Annotated in this window: 9 protein-coding genes; 7 read left to right on the top strand and 2 right to left on the bottom strand. The window is 64.3% G+C overall.

Translation table 11 applies throughout. The features are described 5' to 3' along the window. Positions 1–94 precede the first annotated feature (94 nt). Both BUB62_RS00915 and BUB62_RS00910 read left to right on the top strand, forming a co-directional pair. Positions 95–778, top strand: coding sequence for a DUF6766 family protein (locus BUB62_RS00915; protein ID WP_234988454.1), 684 nt, complete (start codon positions 95–97; stop codon positions 776–778). Positions 779–835: 57 nt separating this feature from the next. Beyond that, positions 836–1,708 carry a UbiA prenyltransferase family protein gene (locus BUB62_RS00910; RefSeq protein ID WP_073105009.1) on the top strand — a complete coding sequence of 291 codons (873 nt, stop codon included), beginning with the start codon at positions 836–838 and terminating at the stop codon, positions 1,706–1,708. A gap of 187 nt (positions 1,709–1,895) precedes the next feature. Here BUB62_RS00910 and BUB62_RS00905 read toward each other — a convergent pair whose 3' ends face one another. Continuing rightward, the gene (locus BUB62_RS00905) at positions 1,896–3,407 is read right to left on the bottom strand and encodes a bifunctional ADP-dependent NAD(P)H-hydrate dehydratase/NAD(P)H-hydrate epimerase (RefSeq protein WP_073105006.1); all 1,512 of its coding nucleotides are present in this window, start codon (positions 3,405–3,407) and stop codon (positions 1,896–1,898) included. 219 nt (positions 3,408–3,626) lie between these two features. On the opposite strand from BUB62_RS00905, the gene BUB62_RS00900 reads away from it, so the two are divergent. The 5 genes from BUB62_RS00900 (at position 3,627) to sdaAA (ending at position 9,904) form a co-directional block, all read left to right on the top strand. Beyond that, complete coding sequence (locus BUB62_RS00900) at positions 3,627–4,790, top strand: hypothetical protein (protein WP_073105003.1); 1,164 nt, start codon at positions 3,627–3,629, stop codon at positions 4,788–4,790. Between the two features lie 105 nt (positions 4,791–4,895). After that, complete coding sequence (gene msrB / locus BUB62_RS00895) at positions 4,896–5,357, top strand: peptide-methionine (R)-S-oxide reductase MsrB (protein WP_073105000.1); 462 nt, start codon at positions 4,896–4,898, stop codon at positions 5,355–5,357. Between the two features lie 84 nt (positions 5,358–5,441). Next, positions 5,442–7,313: a M48 family metallopeptidase gene (locus BUB62_RS00890; RefSeq protein WP_073104997.1), complete on the top strand. Its 1,872-nt coding sequence runs from the start codon at positions 5,442–5,444 to the stop codon at positions 7,311–7,313. A 227-nt stretch (positions 7,314–7,540) separates the two neighbouring features. After that, positions 7,541–8,794, top strand: coding sequence for a T9SS type A sorting domain-containing protein (locus BUB62_RS00885; RefSeq protein WP_084538721.1), 1,254 nt, complete (start codon positions 7,541–7,543; stop codon positions 8,792–8,794). A 210-nt stretch (positions 8,795–9,004) separates the two neighbouring features. Then, on the top strand, positions 9,005–9,904 hold the full coding sequence (sdaAA, locus tag BUB62_RS00880; protein WP_073104991.1) for an L-serine ammonia-lyase, iron-sulfur-dependent, subunit alpha: 900 nt from the start codon (positions 9,005–9,007) through the stop codon (positions 9,902–9,904). A gap of 300 nt (positions 9,905–10,204) precedes the next feature. Here the strand turns inward: sdaAA and BUB62_RS00875 are convergent, their stop codons facing one another. Next, a complete protein-coding gene (locus BUB62_RS00875; RefSeq protein WP_073104988.1) occupies positions 10,205–17,662 on the bottom strand; it encodes a T9SS type A sorting domain-containing protein in 7,458 nt (2,485 codons plus the stop codon). Positions 17,663–17,959 lie beyond the last annotated feature (297 nt).

Below are 17,959 nucleotides of genomic sequence, written 5' to 3'. Positions count from 1 at the left end.
GAATCAGGTTGATTTCGGGGCTTTTGGCTGATGGGGTTTTCCGGGATGGGAGCGGGAACACACCTCTTGGGCCGGGTTGTACGTAAGGGCGGGTATGTCGAAAAAGCCCTCTGCTTCGCCCTTGCGGCGCTTCCTCTACGAAAATGGTCTGCTGCTGGTGGGCACGGGGCTGATGCTGATTACGCTGGTCGGGCAGGGCCTCACCGGCTGGCACGAGTACAACAGTGAGCTGGAAGATATGGGCCTGCTGCCGCTCACGCTGGGCCGGTATCTCACTTCCGGGCACTTCGTGGAAGCCACGTTCGAGAACTGGGAAAGCGAGTTTCTGCAAATGGGGCTCTACGTGCTGCTCACCATCTGGCTGCGGCAGAAAGGCTCCTCCGAGTCGAAAAAGCTGTATGAGGACGAGGAAGTAGACCGCACGCCCGACCCTAACAAGCCCCATGCGCCTGCGCCGGTGAAGCGCGGCGGCTGGGTGCTGACGCTTTACCAGAACTCCTTGAGCCTGGCCTTTCTGGTGCTGTTTTTGGGCGCGGCGTGGCTGCACGCCGCCGGCGGGCGCGCCGTCTACAACATCGAGCAGCAGCAGGCCGGCAAGCCCCAGATTTCGACTGTGGCGTACATGGAAACCGCGCGGTTCTGGTTCGAATCGTTTCAGAACTGGCAGAGCGAAATGCTCAGCATCGTGTCCATTGTGGGCCTTTCCATCTTTCTGCGGCAGAAAGGCTCGCCGGAATCGAAGCCGGTGGATGCCAGCCACGCCGAAACCGGCGAGTAGCGGGGCCGCCTTATCTTTGGGCTCCATTTACCGCCGCCCTTTGCCGCTTCCTTTGCCATGCTGCCCGGAACCCTGCGCGAGTTGAGCGGCCCGAAGCGGGCGTTGGATGTCGTGCTCTACAGTAGCGGGCTGGTGGCGGCGGCAGCCACGGCCCTTACCGGGGCCACGTTTCTGTTCTGGCACGCCCCCATTCCGGCCCGCCTCGGTGCCCTGATTTTCGCCGCTACGCTGTTTCTCTACAACCTCGACAGCGTGCTGCCCTACAAATACCGGCAGCAGGCCGTGCTTTCGGCGCGCAAGCGCTGGGTGCTGCGCCACCGGCGCGGCCTGCTGGCCCTAGCGCTGGGCAGCCTGGCGGTGGCGGTGGTGCTGTTCGTGGTGGATGGCTGGTGGCACCTGCGGCTGTTCTGGGGGCATCTGGCCGCCATTTCGCTGCTCTACTCGCTGCCGGTGGTGCGCCGCCGCGGCCACTGGCGCGCCCTGCGCGACCTGCCGCTGCTCAAGATGTTCCTGATTGCCTACGTCTGGTCGGCCGTGACGGTGTGGGTGCCGGCGCTGCGGCTGGGCAAGGCGCTGGATGAGCCGGCGGTGCTGGTGCTGTTTGCCCGGCGGTTCTTTTTCATCCTGAACCTGGCCCTGATCTTCGACATCCGCGACTTTACCAAGGACCAGCTCAGCGGCACCCGCACGTTTCCCGGCCTGTTTGGGCTGCGCGCCACCAAGGTGCTGGGGCTGATCTTTCTGGCCGTGTCGGCTGTGCTAGTTCCGCCCGGCGTGTCGGCGGCCCACGGCTGGGTGCTGCTGCTGCCCACGCTGCTGGCCGGCGTCATCCTCTGGTTTGCCGATGAAACCCGCCCCGAGTACTACTTCGCCCTGCTCGCCGACGGCCTGATGCTGGTGCAGTTTGCGGTAGCGTATTGGGTGGCGTAAAAGAAAACTACTGGCGGAAGTCTGAAATGGAGCGCAGCGCAATGTGACTTCCCGCCGGACGCACGCGGTCAGTCTCCAGACTGACGACGTTTGCACGACTCAGGTGACCCCAGTTCCGCAAGTCTGGAGACTTGCCCCGTGCATCTTGGCTGCAAGTCGCGCCTGCGGCTTCAGACTTGCGCCAGGGCTAGAATGCTTCCATCGTGGTCAATTCCTGAAAGGCGGGGCCGAGGTGGGCGATAATGTCGGTGGCAATGAGGCCGGCTTCGCCGGTGTGGCGGGCGGCCAGGTCGCCGGCGCGGCCGTGGGCGTAGAGGCCGAGCAGGGCCGCGTCGAGGACCGGCAGCCGTTGGGCGCGCAGGGCGGTGAGCATGCCGGTGAGCACGTCGCCGCTGCCGCCGGTGGCCATGCCGGGGTTGCCGGTGCTGTTGAAGTAAAATGTGCCTTCGGGCGTGCCCAGGCAGGAATACGCGCCTTTGAGCACGGTGTAGCAGCGGTGGATTTGGCAAAACTCGCGCAGCAGCTCCAGACGGTGGTAGTCGTGGCGGGCGGGGCCGGCAAGGCGCTCGAATTCTTTAGGGTGGGGCGTCAGGATGGAATCGAGGGGGAGCAGGGCGAGCAGGTCGGGGTTTTCGGCCAGCAGGTTCAGCGCGTCAGCATCCAGCACGAGCGGCACGATGGCTTCGCGCAGCAGCTTTTCCAGCACCAGCTTCGGGCCGTCCTCCTTGCCCAGCCCCGGCCCGATGCCCACGGCGGAGTACGGTTGCAGGTCGGGCAGCTCGGTTACGAAGTCGGGGGCCGGGTCGGGGAGGGCCATGGCTTCGGGCACTGAGGTTTGCAGAATATCGTAGCCGCTGGCCGGCCCGCGCACCGTGAGCAGGCCCACGCCACTGCGCAGGCAGGCCCGCGCGGCCAGCACGGCGGCCCCCATCTTGCCGTAGCTGCCCGCTACCAATAAGGCGTGCCCGTAGGTGCCTTTGTGGGCAAACGTAGCCCGCCGCGGCAGCCGCCTCGCCAGCAGCGCGGCATCTATAAAGTGCATATCAACCGCCGCCTGCGCCACAAACGGCCGGCTCAACCCGATGGGAACTACGTGCCAGCGACCCACATATTCGGCGTTTTGCGGCAGCAGAAAAGCCAGTTTGGGCAACTCGAAGCTCACGGTGTGCCGGGCCCGCACCACGGGGCTGTCGGCGGTTTGTGGGGCATCGGCCAGCAGGCCGGAGGGAATATCCAATGCCACCACCCGCGCGTGCGCCGCGTTCAGGTGGGCCACCACGGCGGCGGCCGGGCCGGAGAGCGGGCGGGTGAGGCCGGTGCCAAACAGCGCATCAATCACCAGCGTGTCGGGCGCGATGGGCGGCAGGGCGGCGGGGTTCAATTCGGCTACCGGCACGGCGGGCAGGCGCTGGCGGTTCAGGCTGAAATCGGCGGAATACTTTTCGGCGGGCAGTAGGAGCACGCGCACCGCGTAGCTGCGCTGGTGCAGCAGGCGGGCGGCGGCCAGCCCGTCGCCGCCGTTGTTGCCGGGGCCGCAAAGCAGCAAGATTTCGCCCGCTTCGGCTGGGGTCTGGCGGGCGGTGAGCCAGTCGGTGAAGGCCAGGGCCGCGCGCTCCATCAGCGCCTCCGAGGTGATGCCCTGCTCCTGAATGGTGGCCAGGTCGGCCTGGCGGATCTGGGTGGCGGGGAGGAGTTTCATAGCGAGATGGTGAACTGGTGAGATGGTGAGATAATGAGCTTTTTGTTCAGGCTGCGCTACTGGTGTAGGCTGCCAGTGTTGGGGCGGGCGTTGAGTCGGTAAGTGTATGGGGCGAAGCAATAAAAGTTGTGTTTCCTGAGTTTTAAGAGCTGTTTTGTGCCTCTGTCTCCTTTTGTTGCTATGATCGGAAAGCTAGCTTTAATCAGTAGCTCATTGCTTTTGCTGCCTGCGCGTGCTCAGCAGCCCGCTCCGGACACGTCCAGCTACAAGTTTTCCGCCGACATTGGGAAGCTGCTCCTGAGCGGCACGCCCGGTGCCAATCAATTTGCGGCCTGGGAATATTCCTACATCGGCCAGTACCAGGCGGCGCTCGAAGCCTGGGATACGCCCCGCCAGCCGCTGCGCAAATTGCCCACGGCCGACAGCGCCGCTTTTGCGGCCTTGCACGGAGTGCCGGCCCACTCCTACATTCTGGGCCGGGCCCGCACCGCCCGGATTGTCATTATCAACGAGGCGCACCACAACCCGCGGCACCGGGCTTTCACGGCCTCGCTGCTGCCCGACCTGGCTGGGTTGGGATTCCGCTATTTCGCCGTAGAAGGGCTCAATGAGCAGGACTCCGTGCTCAACCAGCGCGGCTACCCGATGCTGCAGAGCGGTTTCTACACCAAAGAGCCCCAGTTTAGCAACCTGCTGCGGCTGGCGGCCCGCACGCGCTACCAGCTGGTGCCCTACGACTACGGCTTCTCCCACGCCGGCGATGCCGGTGCGCGGGTAGAGGGCCGGGAAATGGCGCAGGCCCGCAACATTCAACGGATTTTGCAGGCTGACCCCCAGGCAAAAATTGTGGTGCACTGCGGCTTCAGCCACCTCAACGAGGGCCCCAACGGTCTGGGCGGCCAGCCCGCCATGGCCCGCCGGCTCAGAGAGCTAACCGGCATTGATCCGCTTACCATCGACCAGACCGAGTTGAGCGAATCGGGCACGCGGGGCGGCGAAAATGCCCGCTACCGGCTGGCGCGGGCCGCCGGCAGCGCCGTGCTGCTCGATGACCGCCAGCAGCCCTTTACCGCCACCGGCAACGACATGACGGTGGACCTGATGGTGTTCCATCCGCGCACTACGTACCGCGCCGGCCGGCCCACGTGGGTATTCGGGGCGGGCCGCCGGCCGGTGGCAGTAGCAGGCCGCGTCACGGTGGGCTTTCCGTGCCTGGTGCTGGCCTACGCGGCCGGCGAGGCGCTGGCCCAGGCCATTCCGGTGGATGTGGTGGAGCTGCAGCGTGCGCGGCCGCCGCAGCAGCTGGCGCTGGCACCGGGCAAGTACACCATTGTGGCGAAGGACCAAGTGGGCAACCAGCAGACCTGGCCGCTGAACCTGTAGCGGGCCGCCGCTGCGGAGCGTGGGCGAGAAGCGCGCGCAAAACTTCCGGCCCGGCTGCCGCGTTTGGTAAGCAGAATCTGACCTTCAAAATCAACGCTGCGTTATATGCAAACCTGGAACGACGTTATCCGGCTGGCCAACCATGGCAGCCCGGCCCCCGCGCGGCGGGTAGAAAAAACCGATGCTGAGTGGAAAGCTCAGCTCACGCCCGAGCAGTACCACGTCACGCGCCAGCACGGCACCGAGCGGGCCTTCACGGGCGAGTACTGCGAGGCCCACGAGGCCGGCCTCTACGCCTGCGTATGCTGCGGCACCCCGCTCTACGACTCGCGCACCAAGTTCGAGAGCGGCACCGGCTGGCCTAGCTTCACCCAACCCGTGCAGGACAACGCCCTGCGCTATAAGAAAGACACCAGCTACGGCATGACGCGCATTGAGGTGCTCTGCAACACCTGCGACGCCCACCAGGGCCACGCCTTCCCCGACGGCCCGCCACCCACCGGCCTGCGCCTGTGCATCAACTCGGCCAGCATCAAGCTGGTGAGTGCGACGCAGCCGACGCAATAGGATAAGTAATCAGGAGGCTATAATTTAGAGGCCGGCCCGCAGCTTTTATGCCTGCGGGCCGGCCTTCTCTTATTAGTTTCCTTTATGACTCGTGAAGAATTCCTGGCTCGCCTGCGTCGGCTGAGCCCGCTGGCGGAAGCAAATCCGGCAGGCTACCGCCGCCGCGTGTGGTTATGGGCCCTGTTAGGCTACGCCGGCATTTTACTGTTGCTGCTGGGCACAGTTGGGCTGCTGCTGCTCACGTTGGCGGTCGGCGTGTTTAGCAAGGCTTTTGCTATCGTATTCAAGGTTGGAGCAGTGTTGGCCGTGTTTGCCTGGAAAGTGCTTCGCTCATTGTGGGTAAAGTTTGACCCTCCTGAAGGGCTGCCGCTGACGCCCGCCGAAGCGGCCCCGCTGCTGGCCCTGCTCCAGCAGCAGACCCAGGCCCTGCGGGCCCCTCAGGTGCATCAGGTGCTGCTTACCGCCGACTTCAACGCAGCGGCAGTGCAGGTGCCGCGCCTGGGCGTATTGGGCTGGCCGCGCAATTACGTAGTCGTGGGCTTGCCCTTGCTGCAATCGTTGTCGCCGGTGCAGGCCGCCGCCGTTGTCGGGCACGAGCTGGGCCACCTGCGTGGTGGCCACGGCCGCTTCGGGGCCTGGATTTACCGGGTCAGCCAAACCTGGACGCAGTTGATCGAGCAGCTGGAAAGGCAATCGAACCGCAGCCTGTTCTCGCGTTTCACGGCGTGGTACGTGCCGCGCTTCAATGCCTGGTCGCACCCCGTGCGGCGCACCGACGAATTTGCCGCCGATGCCGCGGCGGCTCAGCTGACCAGCCCCCAGGCGATGGCTGAAGCTCTCTGTGCCACCGTTGTACGCGATGCTACGCTGGATCGGCTGCACTGGAATGTGCTCAGTGCCTCCTTGGCCGAGCGGCCGACTCCGCCCAGCGATGCCATCAGCCGGCTGCTGCCTTTGGCCAAAAATAGCCGCTTACCCGCAGCTGACGAACAAATATTGCTGGCCAACGCCAACGAGGCCGAACCCGATCTGTTCAGCACACACCCCACGCTGGGCGAACGGCTGGCGGCGCTGGGGCAGGCCGCGGCGGTACCGCCACTGCCCGCGACTACGGCGGCCGAAGCGTGGCTGGGTGCCAGCTTGCCCGCCCTGGCGGCGGCTCTGGATGAAGCCTGGGTTTCCAGCCGCGCGGCTATATGGCAGGAACGACATAGCCTACTACGGCAACAGCAGGAACGCCTGCGCGAACTGACCACCCAGCAGCAAGCCGGGGCCAGCCTGACGGCCGATGAATCCTGGGAGCTGGCCGACCTTACGGAAGACCACATTAGCAGCACCGAAGCCCTGCCCCTGTTTCAGCAGCTGACCGATGATGCCCGGTGGAAATTGCCCGCCCGCTTTTCTGTGGGTCGTATTCTGCTCAACAGTGATAACGCCGAGGGGCTGACCTGGCTGGCGGCCGTGATGGAACAGGAACCCAACTACATGGCCCCAGGCCTGGCATTGCAGGAGGCTTATTATCAGCGCCAGGGCAACCGGGAGCAGGTGCGGAAGCTGGGGGCCGTGCAGCTGCGCCACGCCGATACGCTAGACGAGGCAGTGGCGGAGCGGGAAGCTATCCGCCCAGCCGATACCCTGCTACCCCACGGCCTGACTGAGGAGGAGCTGCAGAAGCTACGGGCCGAACTGGCGGTGCCAGAATATGCCATTGGTCGGGCTTGGCTGATGCGCAAGCAAGTTCAGTACTTCATCCAAAAGCCCTTATATGTGCTGTTGGTAGCTCGCCTTAGCACTGCGGCCGGCAGTAGCAAGGAAGCCCCGGAAACCTGGGTGCAGGAGTTAGCGGCAAAGATTGAGCTGCCTGGGGAAGGCTTTGTAATTGCCATCGGCAAAGACTTCGCCTGGCTGGAGCGGGCCGCCCGACAGCAAGCCGCTGCTGAAGTATTTGTGGCGTAGAGCCGTAGCGCGGCCGCTGCCGCGCCAGGAGCAGCCGGCATAGCTCCCGCTGCCCACGCAAAAGCCTGTAACTTGCAGTGCGTCAGGGCGGCGGACTATGGGCTTTTGCGTGGAAAAAAGCTGGACCGGCAGAATCAGGAGGGTAGGGGCAAGCTGAAAACAATTATCTTTAGACGGCTCAACCCGTGGAGCCGCCACCCTTTCCCTTCTTCCCTCACTTTCCACCTATGTACAAATCTGTACTCGTCACATTGCTGCTGGTCGGCACCACTTTGGGCGCGCAGGCGCAGAGCCAGCCCGAGCACTCTTCCCGCAATCTGGCCCTGGCCATTGCCAAACACGAGGTTTCGGCTACCAATCCCTTGCAGCGCCTGGCCGGCAATACCCGCCTGATTCAGCAGCTGGAGCAGAAGCAGTACCGCGGCGCCTGGGCCGATACGCTGCGCCGCACCTATTCGCGCTTCACCGCCGCCGACAATCCGCAGTCGATGCTGTGGGAGCAGGCCAGCCCTAAGGCCGGCACACCTTTTCGCAGCATTCGCCTCTACCGCTACACTTACAACGCAGCCCAGAAGGTAGCCCTCGATACCGTTTATACTTTCCCTGCCGCCGGCGGCATTAACCCGCTCATAAACGAGGTGAACACCTACGATGCGCAGGGCAACCTCACGCAGTGGGTACAGCAGCTGAAGATAAGCGGGACGTGGCGCAACTATGCCCGCACCACCTACACCTACAACGCAGCCAACCAGCCCACGCTCATTCTGGACGAAACCTACTTCGGCACGGCCTGGGAAAACTCGTCGCGGGAAGTGCTGACCTACGATGCCCAGGGCCGCCTTACCGTGTCGGAGTTTATGACCGCGCAGACTTCCGGACCCGGCTTCAACCCGTTTTTCAAGACCTTTCTGACCTACAACACCGCCGGCAAGGTGCAAACCACGCTGCAGCAGTATTACCAGGGCGGGGCGTATGTTGATGACCAGCGCAACAGCTTCATATACAACGGCACCGGCCAGCTTCAGCTCTTCACCATTGAGCGCTACGTTTCCAGCGCCTGGGTGCGCGTGGGGGCCTACCAATACACCTACGATGCCGACGGCAACACTGCCCAGGAACTGTATCAGACCTACAACGCGGCCACCGGCACCTTCACCAATAACTACCGCGTGCAGAACACCTACCAGCGTACCACCGCCACGGCCGCGACCCGCGGCCTGGCTGCTGGCCTCACGGTGGTGCCCAACCCCGCCACCCGCGGCGCGGCCCAGCTGCGCTACGCACTGCCCGTGGCCGGCCCCGCCACGGTAGAAGTGCTCGACCTGACGGGCCGCCTCATCAGCCGCCTGAGCCGCGCGGCGGCCCCGGCCGCCACGGCTCAAACCGTGGAGCTAAGCGCGCTGAATCTGCGCGCCGGCCTGTATCTGGTGCGCCTCACGGCCAGCGGCCAGAGCCAGCAAACCAAGCTGGTGGTGGAGTAAGTATCTTCCCTATTCCAGGCAAACAAACCGCCGTCGGCCCCGAGCCGGCGGCGGTTTTTGTTGGGGCGGGTTGCGGAAAAACTGCCGACTTTCGCACCCCGGCCCGCGGCGGTGCGTTCTAGGCTTTGCGCCGGCGGCCCGGCGTGGCTCCGGCCGGGCTTTTCGTAAATTCGCGGGCTGCTCCTTCCTCACCCTTTCTTCCCACCCGTCATGTCGTTGCTCTTCACCGATTTTGCCTCCTGGCAGGCGCATTGCGCCACCACCGGCCAGCCGCTCTACCAGCCCGTGCTCGACTACGAAATTGAGCAGAAAGGCCGCACCGAAACCGAAATCTGGAACGGCCTGCAGCGGGCCTACGACGTGATGCGCGACGCCGTGCACACCGGTCTCACCGAGGATATGACTTCGCGCTCGGGCATGATAAACAACGGAGCTAAAAAGATTGCCGCTTCGCCCATCACGGTGCTGTCGCCGGAGTTCAAAAGCCTGATTGTGCGGGCGCTGGGGGCCAAGGAGGTGAATTCGTGCATGGGCCGCGTGGTGGCCGCGCCCACGGCCGGGGCCTCGGGCATCTTGCCCGGCGTGCTGGTCACGCTGCAGGATCTGCACAAGCTCGACGACCGCAAGATTCTGGAAGGGCTGCTCGTGGCGGCCGGCATTGCCCTCATCATCGAGCAGAATGCCTCGCTGGCCGGGGCCGTGGGCGGTTGCCAGGCCGAAACCGGCAGCGCTGCCGCCATGGGCTCGGGTGCCATCGTGTATTGCCTGGGTGGCGACGTGGAGCTGACCTTCGCGGCGGTGGCCATCACCATTCAGTGTATGCTGGGCCTCGTCTGCGACCCGGTGGCGGGCCTGGTGGAAGTGCCCTGCGTGGTGCGCAACGCCTCGGCCGCTGCCATTGCCTTTTCGTCCGCCCAGATTGCCATTGCCGGCGTGAATCCGGTTATTCCCGTCGATCAGTGCGTGGCGGCGCTGGGTGAGGTGGGCCAGAGCATGGAAACGCGCTACAAGGAAACCGCCCTCGGCGGCCTGGCCAATACCACCCGCGGCCGCGAAATTGAGAAGATGGTGCTGGTGCAGGATGTGAATATCCTGCCGGATGAGGATTAGGGCGGTAGGCGCTTTATCATTTTTCCGTCTGTCATCCTTCATCTGGCGTACGCCTGCGAAGGACCTTCCTCTGCTGAGTGACAAGCCTTTTGAAATGAGCAAAGCCCTTTACCAGCGTGCGGTGAAGGGCTTTGTACGTCGAAAGGTGGTTGCAGTAAACTACGAGGAAGGTCCTTCGCTTTGCTCAGGATGACAGGCGGCGCGGGCTGACTGCCGAAAGACAATCAGCCCCAAAACTCAAGCACAAAAAAAGCCCCGCCGGATAACCGGCGAGGCTTTTTGCGGATAAAGCGGATGGGCCTAGCGGCGCACCAGCTTCAGGGTCTGGGTGGCGGTGTTTGGGCTGCTGATACGCAGCGTGTACACGCCCACCGGCAGGTTGGAGAAATCAACGGCGGTGGCGCTGGTGCCCGAGGTGGCTTTCTCGAGGTGCAGCGGCAGCGTACGTACCACCTGGCCCAGCGTGTTCAGCACCGTTACTTCGGCGGCCTTGGTGTAGCCGCGCAGCTCCAGCGTGATGTTGCCGTCCAGGGTTGGGTTCGGGAACAGCTGCGCATTCACGCTGGCCAGATTGGCCTTGGCCGAAGCCGTCACGATAACGCTTACCGGGGCCGAAGCCGCCGAGGCGCATCCGCTGGCGCTGGTCGAAACGACCGTGTACGAGCCGTTCTGCGCGCCCGAGAGAATCAGGTACGTCTGGCCCGTAGCGCCGACGATGGCCACGCCGTTGCGGAAGAACTGGTTGCCGGTGGCCGCGCTCGACGTGAGCAATACCGCGCCCGAAGGCTGGGTGGTGCTCGTCAGCGTTGGCGTGGTCGGCGTTGGGTTCACCGTTACCACAATCGGGGTCGAAACCGTGAAGCAGTTCGTGGCATTGGTCAGCTGCACCGTGTAGCTGCCCGAGGCCGCGGCCGTGAACGTGGGGTTGGTAGCGCCGCTGATGGCCGTGCCGTTCAGGAAATACTGGTAGGTATTGCCAGTCGTGGCGTTGGCCGTGAGCGTAACTGAGCCGCCCTGGCAGAAGGTGGTGGCACCGCCCGCCGTGAGTGTGGCTACCGGAGCCGGGTTCACCGTTACCTGCACCGTAGAAGTAGCCGAGCAGCCATTGGCCGTGGTTACCGTCAGCGTGTAGGTGGTAGTCACGGGTGCGCCGGTAGTGTTGGTCAGCGTCACGGTGGGGTTACTTACCGTGGTGCTGCTCAGGCCCGTGGCGGGGCTCCAGCTATATGTGTTGCCGGCTACCGAGGCGCCACCCAACTGGGCCGAGCCGCCCGAGCAGAACGCCCGGTCGGGGCCCGCCGTAGCTACCGCCGCCGGGTTCAGCGTGATGCTGGCCGTGGCCGAGGATGGGCAGGAGCCGCCCACGCTGTAGGTAACCACATACGTGCCGGCCGTGGAAGCCGCCAGGTTGATAGCGCCCGTCGTGGCATTCAGGCTCAAGCCCGAAGTCGAAGAGAACGTACCGCCGGTCGTGCCCGTGATGGTCGGCGTGGGGTTCGTCCCCGTGAGGCAGAAGGCCGAAGCCGCGTAGGCAAACGTAGCCGTGGTAGCCGGGTTCACCACAACCGCCGTAGCGGCCGAGGTGGCCGTGCAGCCGCTGGCGTTGGTCACCGTTACGGAGTAGCTGCCGGCGGCCGAAGCCGTATAGGTAGCCGCCGTAGCGCCGCTGATGGCGGTGCCGTTCAGCAGGAACTGGTAGGTGTTGCCCGTGCCGGCTGGCGCCGTGAACGTAACCGAGCCGCCCTGGCAGAACGTGGTTGGCCCACCGGCCGTCAGCGTGGCCGTTGGGGCCGCGTTGATGATGACGGTGGTAGTAGCCGTGGCCGCCGCACAGCCGCCGGAAGCGGCAATGGTATTGGTCACGGTGTAGGTGCCCGCCGTGCTCGAAGCCAGCGTGATAACGCCCGTATTGGCATCAAGAGTCAGGCCGGTAGCCGGCGAAACCGAGAAGCTGCCGCCGCTGCTGTTTGTGCCGAAGGCCGGCGCAACGGTAGCGGTGCTGCCCGCGCAGTAGCTGGCCTGGGCGTAGGAGAACGAGGCCGAAGGAGCCGTGGTGATGGTTACCTGCGCCGTGCTCGTGGAAGGGCAGGGGCCGCCCACGCTGTAGGTCACGGTGTAGGTGCCCGCCGTGCTCGAAGCCAGCGTGATGGCACCCGTAGCAGCATCCAGGGTCAGGCCCGCCGTCGAAGAGAACGTGCCGCCCGTGGTGCCCGTGATGGTCGGCGTCGGATTGGTGCCGCTCAGGCAGAACGTGCTGCCCGCGTAGGCGAAGGCCGCCGAAGTAGCCGGGTTCAGTGTGATGCTGGCCGTGCTCGTGGAAGGACAGGCGCCCCCCACGCTGTAGGTTACTACGTAGGTGCCAGCCGTGGAAGCCGCCAGGTTGACAGCGCCCGTCGTAGCATTCAGGCTCAAGCCCGTAGTTGAGGAGAACGTACCACCCGCCGTGCCGGTAATGGTGGGCGTGGGGTTGGTGCCGTTCAGGCAGTAGAAAGCCGCCGCATAGCTGAACGTAGCCGTGGTTGCCGGATTCACAGTGACGATGGTCGCCGTGGAGGTGGCCGAGCAGCCATTAGCCGTCGTCACCGTAACGGTGTAGCTGCCGCTGGCCGTGGCCACGTAGCTATCGGTGGTGGCACCGTTGATGGGGTTACCATTCAGCAGGAACTGGTACGTGTTGCCGGCCGTAGTGGCGGCCGAAAGCGTAACCGAGCCGCCCTGGCAGAACGTGGTAGCACCTCCGGCCGTGAGCGTGGCTACGGCAGCAGGGCTGATGGTCACGCTTTGCGTAGCGCTGATGGCCGGGCAACTGCCCGCAGCCGCCACGTCATACGATACGACATAGGTGCCGGCCGCCGAAGTAGCTGGGTTGATAGCACCCGTAGCCGGATCAAGACTCAAGCCCGCCGTCGAACTGAACGTGCCGCCCGTGACCGAGCCGCTGCCCAGTGCGGGCGCAACAGCCGGAGCTGACCCAGCGCAGATTGCTCCCGTCGGATAGGTGAAAGCCACCGTGCGCGGCGTGCTGACAATGCTGAGGGGAGTGCCCAGTGCATTGTTGCCGGCATTCTCGTCGCCGGCTAGGCTAACCGAAGCAGTCAGCGAGTACGTAGCGGCAGCTGCCAGATTGACCGTGCCCACGGCGACTACCAGCGAGGCGCCGGCCGCGAGCGTGCCGGTATTCACGGTGGTCGTAATGGTCTGGGTAGCTGCGCCGCCGGTTACCGTCACGGTGATGGTGGCGGGTGTGGTGGCGAAGTCCAGCGTAGTCGAGGCGTTGTTACGGAGCGTTACCGACACGGCTTCCGTAGCCGAGTAGCAGCCGTTGCCGGCTACCGGGCCAGTAAGGGCCGTGGTAGCCAGGTCGAGCAGGCTGAACTCATCCGCCCCGATATCGGGGGTGGTAGTAGAGCGGGTCTGGCCGTCAAAATCAACCGTGATACCGGCTACGGGCACGCCGGCATTGTTCAATGCCGGGCTGGTGCTGTGCAGGTTAGTGGCTGATACGAACTGCGGATCGGCCACTTTCGAGGTAGCCGGGTTGTCCTGGCCGGTTTCGGCGTTCAGGGCTGCCAGCGTAGCGCGCACCGTGCCAGTAGGCGACAGGCTGCCGGTCTGGCCCACGGCGAAGGTTGCGCCGGTGCCCACGAAGAAGTCGTTGTGCGACGAGGTGAGGCCCACGTAAGCGCCGGCGGTGCTGCTGTAAGCCAGGCCCAGGGCAACGCTCTTACCGGTGCCCGTGGTCTGGCTGTTGGCCAGCACGTTGTTGCGGATTTCCACCGTCGGAGCCGAGCCGCCCACGGCCAGGGCGAAGTTGGCCTGGTCGCCCCCGGTCTGGGTGCCGGTCATGTTTATCGAGTTGAACACCACGCGGGTGGTAGAGCCGGTACCGCCGCCGAGCATAATACCCGCGCCGAAGTCACCGGAGGTGCCATTGGACGAAACCCCGGACACCATGTTGTTGCTGATGGTGGAGGTGCCCGTTGCGGCTGAAGCCACCCCGATGCCCACGGCCGAATACGTGCCCGTGCTTCTCACCACCCCGACGTAGTTGCGGTCTACGGTAGAATTGGTCACCTCAAGGCCCGTGAAGGAGGAGGTGCTAATCCCTGTGAAGCCCATGCTGATGCCCCACACGTCGCCGAGGCCGGCGAAGTTGATGCCGTCGATGGTGTTCTGGGTGGCCTGGATGCCGTCCTCGAAGTAGGCCGTGATGCCGTAGCGGCCGATGGCCCCGGTGCCCGTCACGGTCATGTCGTTCTGACTGATGACGGTGCCCGTGTTTTTCAGCGTGGCGCTCGGGCCCTGGGTGTAAACGCCGTAGATGCTGCCGGAAATGGCGTTGTTGCGCACCACGTTGTTGTTGTTGGCGGCCGTGTTAGCCGCCGTCGCCAGCATGATGATGCCGGCCTGGGCCGTAGCCGCGCCGCTGCCCGTTATCACCAGGTTTCTGAAGGTGTTGTTGGTGGCATTGTCTACCCCCGAGTTAAACACCGTCAGCACGATGCCGTTGCTGGCCGTTGAGGTGCTGGTGTTGTTAATGGTCCAGTTGCGGCTCGGGCGCGGGTCGGTGGCCGAGATGGTGCCGCCGTTGCTGCCGTCCAGGGTGATGTAATCGGTGCCGATGAGCTGGAACAGGGCCGTGGCGTTGCTGCCGGTCAGCGTGCTGGTTACGCCCGTGTTGGGCTTGATGGTCAGCGTGTTGGTAGCCGAGGCGTCGGGGTTGGCCAGTAGCTGAATCGGGAACGTCTCACCCACGCCGTAGCTGGCGTCGAGCAGCAGGAAGGTCACGGCTCCGGTCAGCTGGTTGTTGTTGTAGACCTGGGCCGCCGCCGTAAGCGTAGCGTAGGTACGGGTCGGATCCGGCGAGGTGCCGGTACCCACGTAGTAGGTGCCGCTGAGCTGGCCCTGAATCTGGAACTGGTACACCTGGGCGGGCACGGTGGAGAACGTGCCGCCGGCCGGGTTGCTGCTCACGTTGTTGTTGGCGCTGGCATCCTGGGCCACCACGTAGTACTGAATGACATCGAAGCCCGTTACGCCACCCACCAGCGCGTAGTCGAAGGTGAAGGTGTAGGTGCTGCCGCTCACGCTGGTGGCCGTTACGCTCTGAAACGCGCCGCTGGTGCCCTTGCGGAAAAACAGGCGCGGGGCGTTGGCCCCGGTGGCAATGCCGCTGGGGTCGGTGATGGTCACGTTCAGGGTGCGGTTGGCGGTGCTGGGCGTGTTGCCCAGGGCCGTCAGGGTAATGGTGGGGCCGGAGAAGTCGAGCAGCAGGAAGGTGCCCTCGTCGGCACCCAGGTCGGGGGCGGCGCTACGCGTGTCGCCGTCGAAGTCGATGGTGATGCCGCTGATGGCCACGCCGGCACTTTCTACCTGGGTTGGCACGGCCGGGTTGATGTGCAGGAAGGTAGCGCTGGTGCCGGTCGTGCTCAGGAAGGGCACGTCCTCGGTCACCGAGTTGCTTTCGCGCGGGCTCATGAAGGCCTTATAGGCCGCCAGGGTCTGCTGGGGGTTGGTGGCGGTAGCCGAGCCCTCCACGTAGATCAGGTTAGTAGCCGAAGGCGTCCCGGCGTAGTAGAGGTTGTTGTTGGTGGCGCTGGCCACGTTGGCCGGAGCCGTGCCGGCCGTGCCCGTACCGCGGCGCAGGGCTACCGTGTAGCCGCCTGTGCCGGCTGCCGTGCTCTTGTTCACCACGATGTTGTTGCGGGCGTCGAGCGTGGTGGTGGTCGAGTTCAGGTAGATGCCCGAGCTGCCGAAGGTGGTACCCGTGCTGCTGGCGTTCAGATAGATGGTGTTGAAGTAGGCATTCACCGCCGTGCTCCCCGAGATGGCCAGGCCATTGACGGCCAGCAGACCCGACGCGGCCGGGGCCCGCAGGTCGCCGATCAGGTTGTTGTTCAGCGGATAGGTGCCGCCGCCGCTCACGCTGATGCCGTTGATGGCTCCGGCGGTTCCCGTGGCGCTCAGGTCGTAGATCTTGTTGCGGGCAATATTGGAGCCGCTGCCCCCGCCCGCTACGAACTGCATCCCGTTGACTGTGCCCGAGCCGCTGCCCGTGATGGCCAGTGCGCCGATGGTGTTCAGCGTAATCGTCTGCACATCGGCGGCGATGGTGTTGGTGCGGATGCCGCTGATCACGCTGGCCGTGGAGGTAGAGGTGCCGCTGATGCTCAGGTTGGTGAACGTGTTCGAGCTCATCGTTTCCACCGTGGGGCTGCTCGAGTTCACGTAGCCGTAGAGCGTGCCGGTTGAGGTGCTGACCCCGGTCGTGGTGATGGTGTTGTTGTTCACCACGTTGTTGCTGGCCGTTATTACGGCCGTACCGGCTACCAGGCATTGAAGCGTAATACCGGCCGTGGTGGCAGCGGCGGTTTTGCTGTTGCCCGTCAGCGTGTTGCCGCTCATAGCCAGCGTAGTGGGCGAGCCGCCCGAGATGAGCGTCAGCGTACCCGTGCCGGCGCTGGCGTTGTTGGTCACGGTGTTGGTGCTCAGAGTGGCCGTGGTGGCCGCGCCCGTATTGCCGATTACCGTGAAGGCCGCCGTGGTGGCCGCCGGAAACGCGCAGCTCGTGACCGTATTGCCGGTGATGTTCACCGTGGCGGCCGAAGCCGTGTTGGTAATCCCGTTCAGGGTACTGGTTGTTACGGTCGTGCTGCCGATGGTCACCATATTGCCGGTGATGTTCACCGTGTTGGAAGCCGCCGTCGAGCCGATACCGTTTTCGATGCCACTGATCAGTGAAGCAGTAGTACCGCTGGCCAGCGTGATGGTATTGCCGATGATGTCGATGCTGGCCGAGGGGCCGGCGTTGCCATAAATGCCGCGCAGCGTGCTGGTTACGGTGCTGGCTGCCACAGGTGCCGTGGTGCCGCCAGCATAGTTCAGCGTGTTGTTCACCACGTTATTAAGCACCCGGAAGCCGTTCTGGTAGTTACCCCCAATACCCCAGCCGGTGGCCGTGGTGCCGAAGTTATACACCTGGTTGGCCGCCGTCACGCCCACCTCGTTGCTCTGGTCGTAGTTGGCCAGCGTGGTCAGGGAAGAAGCCGTGAAGTACAGGCCCGTGGCCGAGTTGGTGATGATGTTGCCATTCACCTTGTTGTTCGAGTTGGCCCCGCTAGGAGCCGTGGCCGCGGCAGTAGTGCCCGTAGCAACCGGGAAGGGCGCCCCGTAGATGCCGAAGGTAGCCGTGTTGGTTTTGTTCAGCGTCACCACGCAGTTGCGGATGGTGTTGAACTGGCAGCCATCGGTGGGCGAGGGCCGGAACAGGGCAAAGCCAAACTCCATTTGGGTGGTCGGCGTGGTGTTGGCCGCGCTTTCCGTCAGCTCCAGCCCGTCGAAGGTTACATAGTCGGAGCCCGAGAGGCCGATGATGGCATCCAGGTTGGTGGTAGTGCCCACCCCGGCCGTAATCTTAGGGTTGACGCCCGCGCCCGATTTCTGAAAGACAATCGGGTTGGCTGCTGTGCCGGTAGCCGTGAGCAGCAGCGGTGCTGTCAGGGTTTCGGCGTAGCCCGGCGCTACGCTGATGGTGACGCCGCCGGCCGGTATGCCGTTGGTGTTCAGATCGGCGAAAGCGGCCTGAAAGCTGGCGTAGGTGCCCGGAATGGTGCGCGTAGTCTGCGCCCACGTGAGCTGGCTGCTGAGCAGCAGTAGCAGGGTGAGGCCCGGCCCCAGCAGCCGCGTCCAGCGGCTCCGGGTGTCGGGCTCAGGTGTAGAAGATGCGGGCTGGCGCCCGAAACGTAAAGGTTGTTGCATAGAAAAATGAAAAGGAGGGTGGAAAAGTGAAAAAAGAAACCGGCCGCCGAGCCAGCGCCGGCCGCAAAGGCCGGCTACGCACTCGTAGGCCCGGAAAAAAGCACTGCTTGTCGAACGACTGACTATCGAACTTGTGGGGCAGACCACGGAGTCTGCCCTAGGCTCGGCACAGCGGCCGAATAATAAGCTGATACTGCTGACGCATACCGGATAGCAACGAAACAAATGCCTGCATTTTATCCGGAATGGCCAGTACTGCCAACGGAAAAATGCTCAAGCATTGCTATTGTACAATGT

The sequence above is a fragment of the Hymenobacter daecheongensis DSM 21074 genome, assembly GCF_900141805.1.
GTDB classification, from domain to species: domain Bacteria; phylum Bacteroidota; class Bacteroidia; order Cytophagales; family Hymenobacteraceae; genus Hymenobacter; species Hymenobacter daecheongensis.
The sequence above is the reverse complement of the archived record's forward strand: the minus strand, read 5'-3'. Positions and strand labels throughout refer to the sequence as shown.

Coding starts and splice junctions, on each gene's coding strand:
- BUB62_RS00875 (WP_073104988.1), bottom strand. CDS start 17,662: ATGCAACAACCTTTACGTTTCGGGCGCCAGCCCGCATCTTCTACACCT.
- sdaAA (WP_073104991.1), top strand. CDS start 9,005: ATGTCGTTGCTCTTCACCGATTTTGCCTCCTGGCAGGCGCATTGCGCC.
- BUB62_RS00910 (WP_073105009.1), top strand. CDS start 836: ATGCTGCCCGGAACCCTGCGCGAGTTGAGCGGCCCGAAGCGGGCGTTG.
- BUB62_RS00885 (WP_084538721.1), top strand. CDS start 7,541: ATGTACAAATCTGTACTCGTCACATTGCTGCTGGTCGGCACCACTTTG.
- BUB62_RS00905 (WP_073105006.1), bottom strand. CDS start 3,407: ATGAAACTCCTCCCCGCCACCCAGATCCGCCAGGCCGACCTGGCCACC.
- BUB62_RS00890 (WP_073104997.1), top strand. CDS start 5,442: ATGACTCGTGAAGAATTCCTGGCTCGCCTGCGTCGGCTGAGCCCGCTG.
- BUB62_RS00915 (WP_234988454.1), top strand. CDS start 95: ATGTCGAAAAAGCCCTCTGCTTCGCCCTTGCGGCGCTTCCTCTACGAA.
- msrB (WP_073105000.1), top strand. CDS start 4,896: ATGCAAACCTGGAACGACGTTATCCGGCTGGCCAACCATGGCAGCCCG.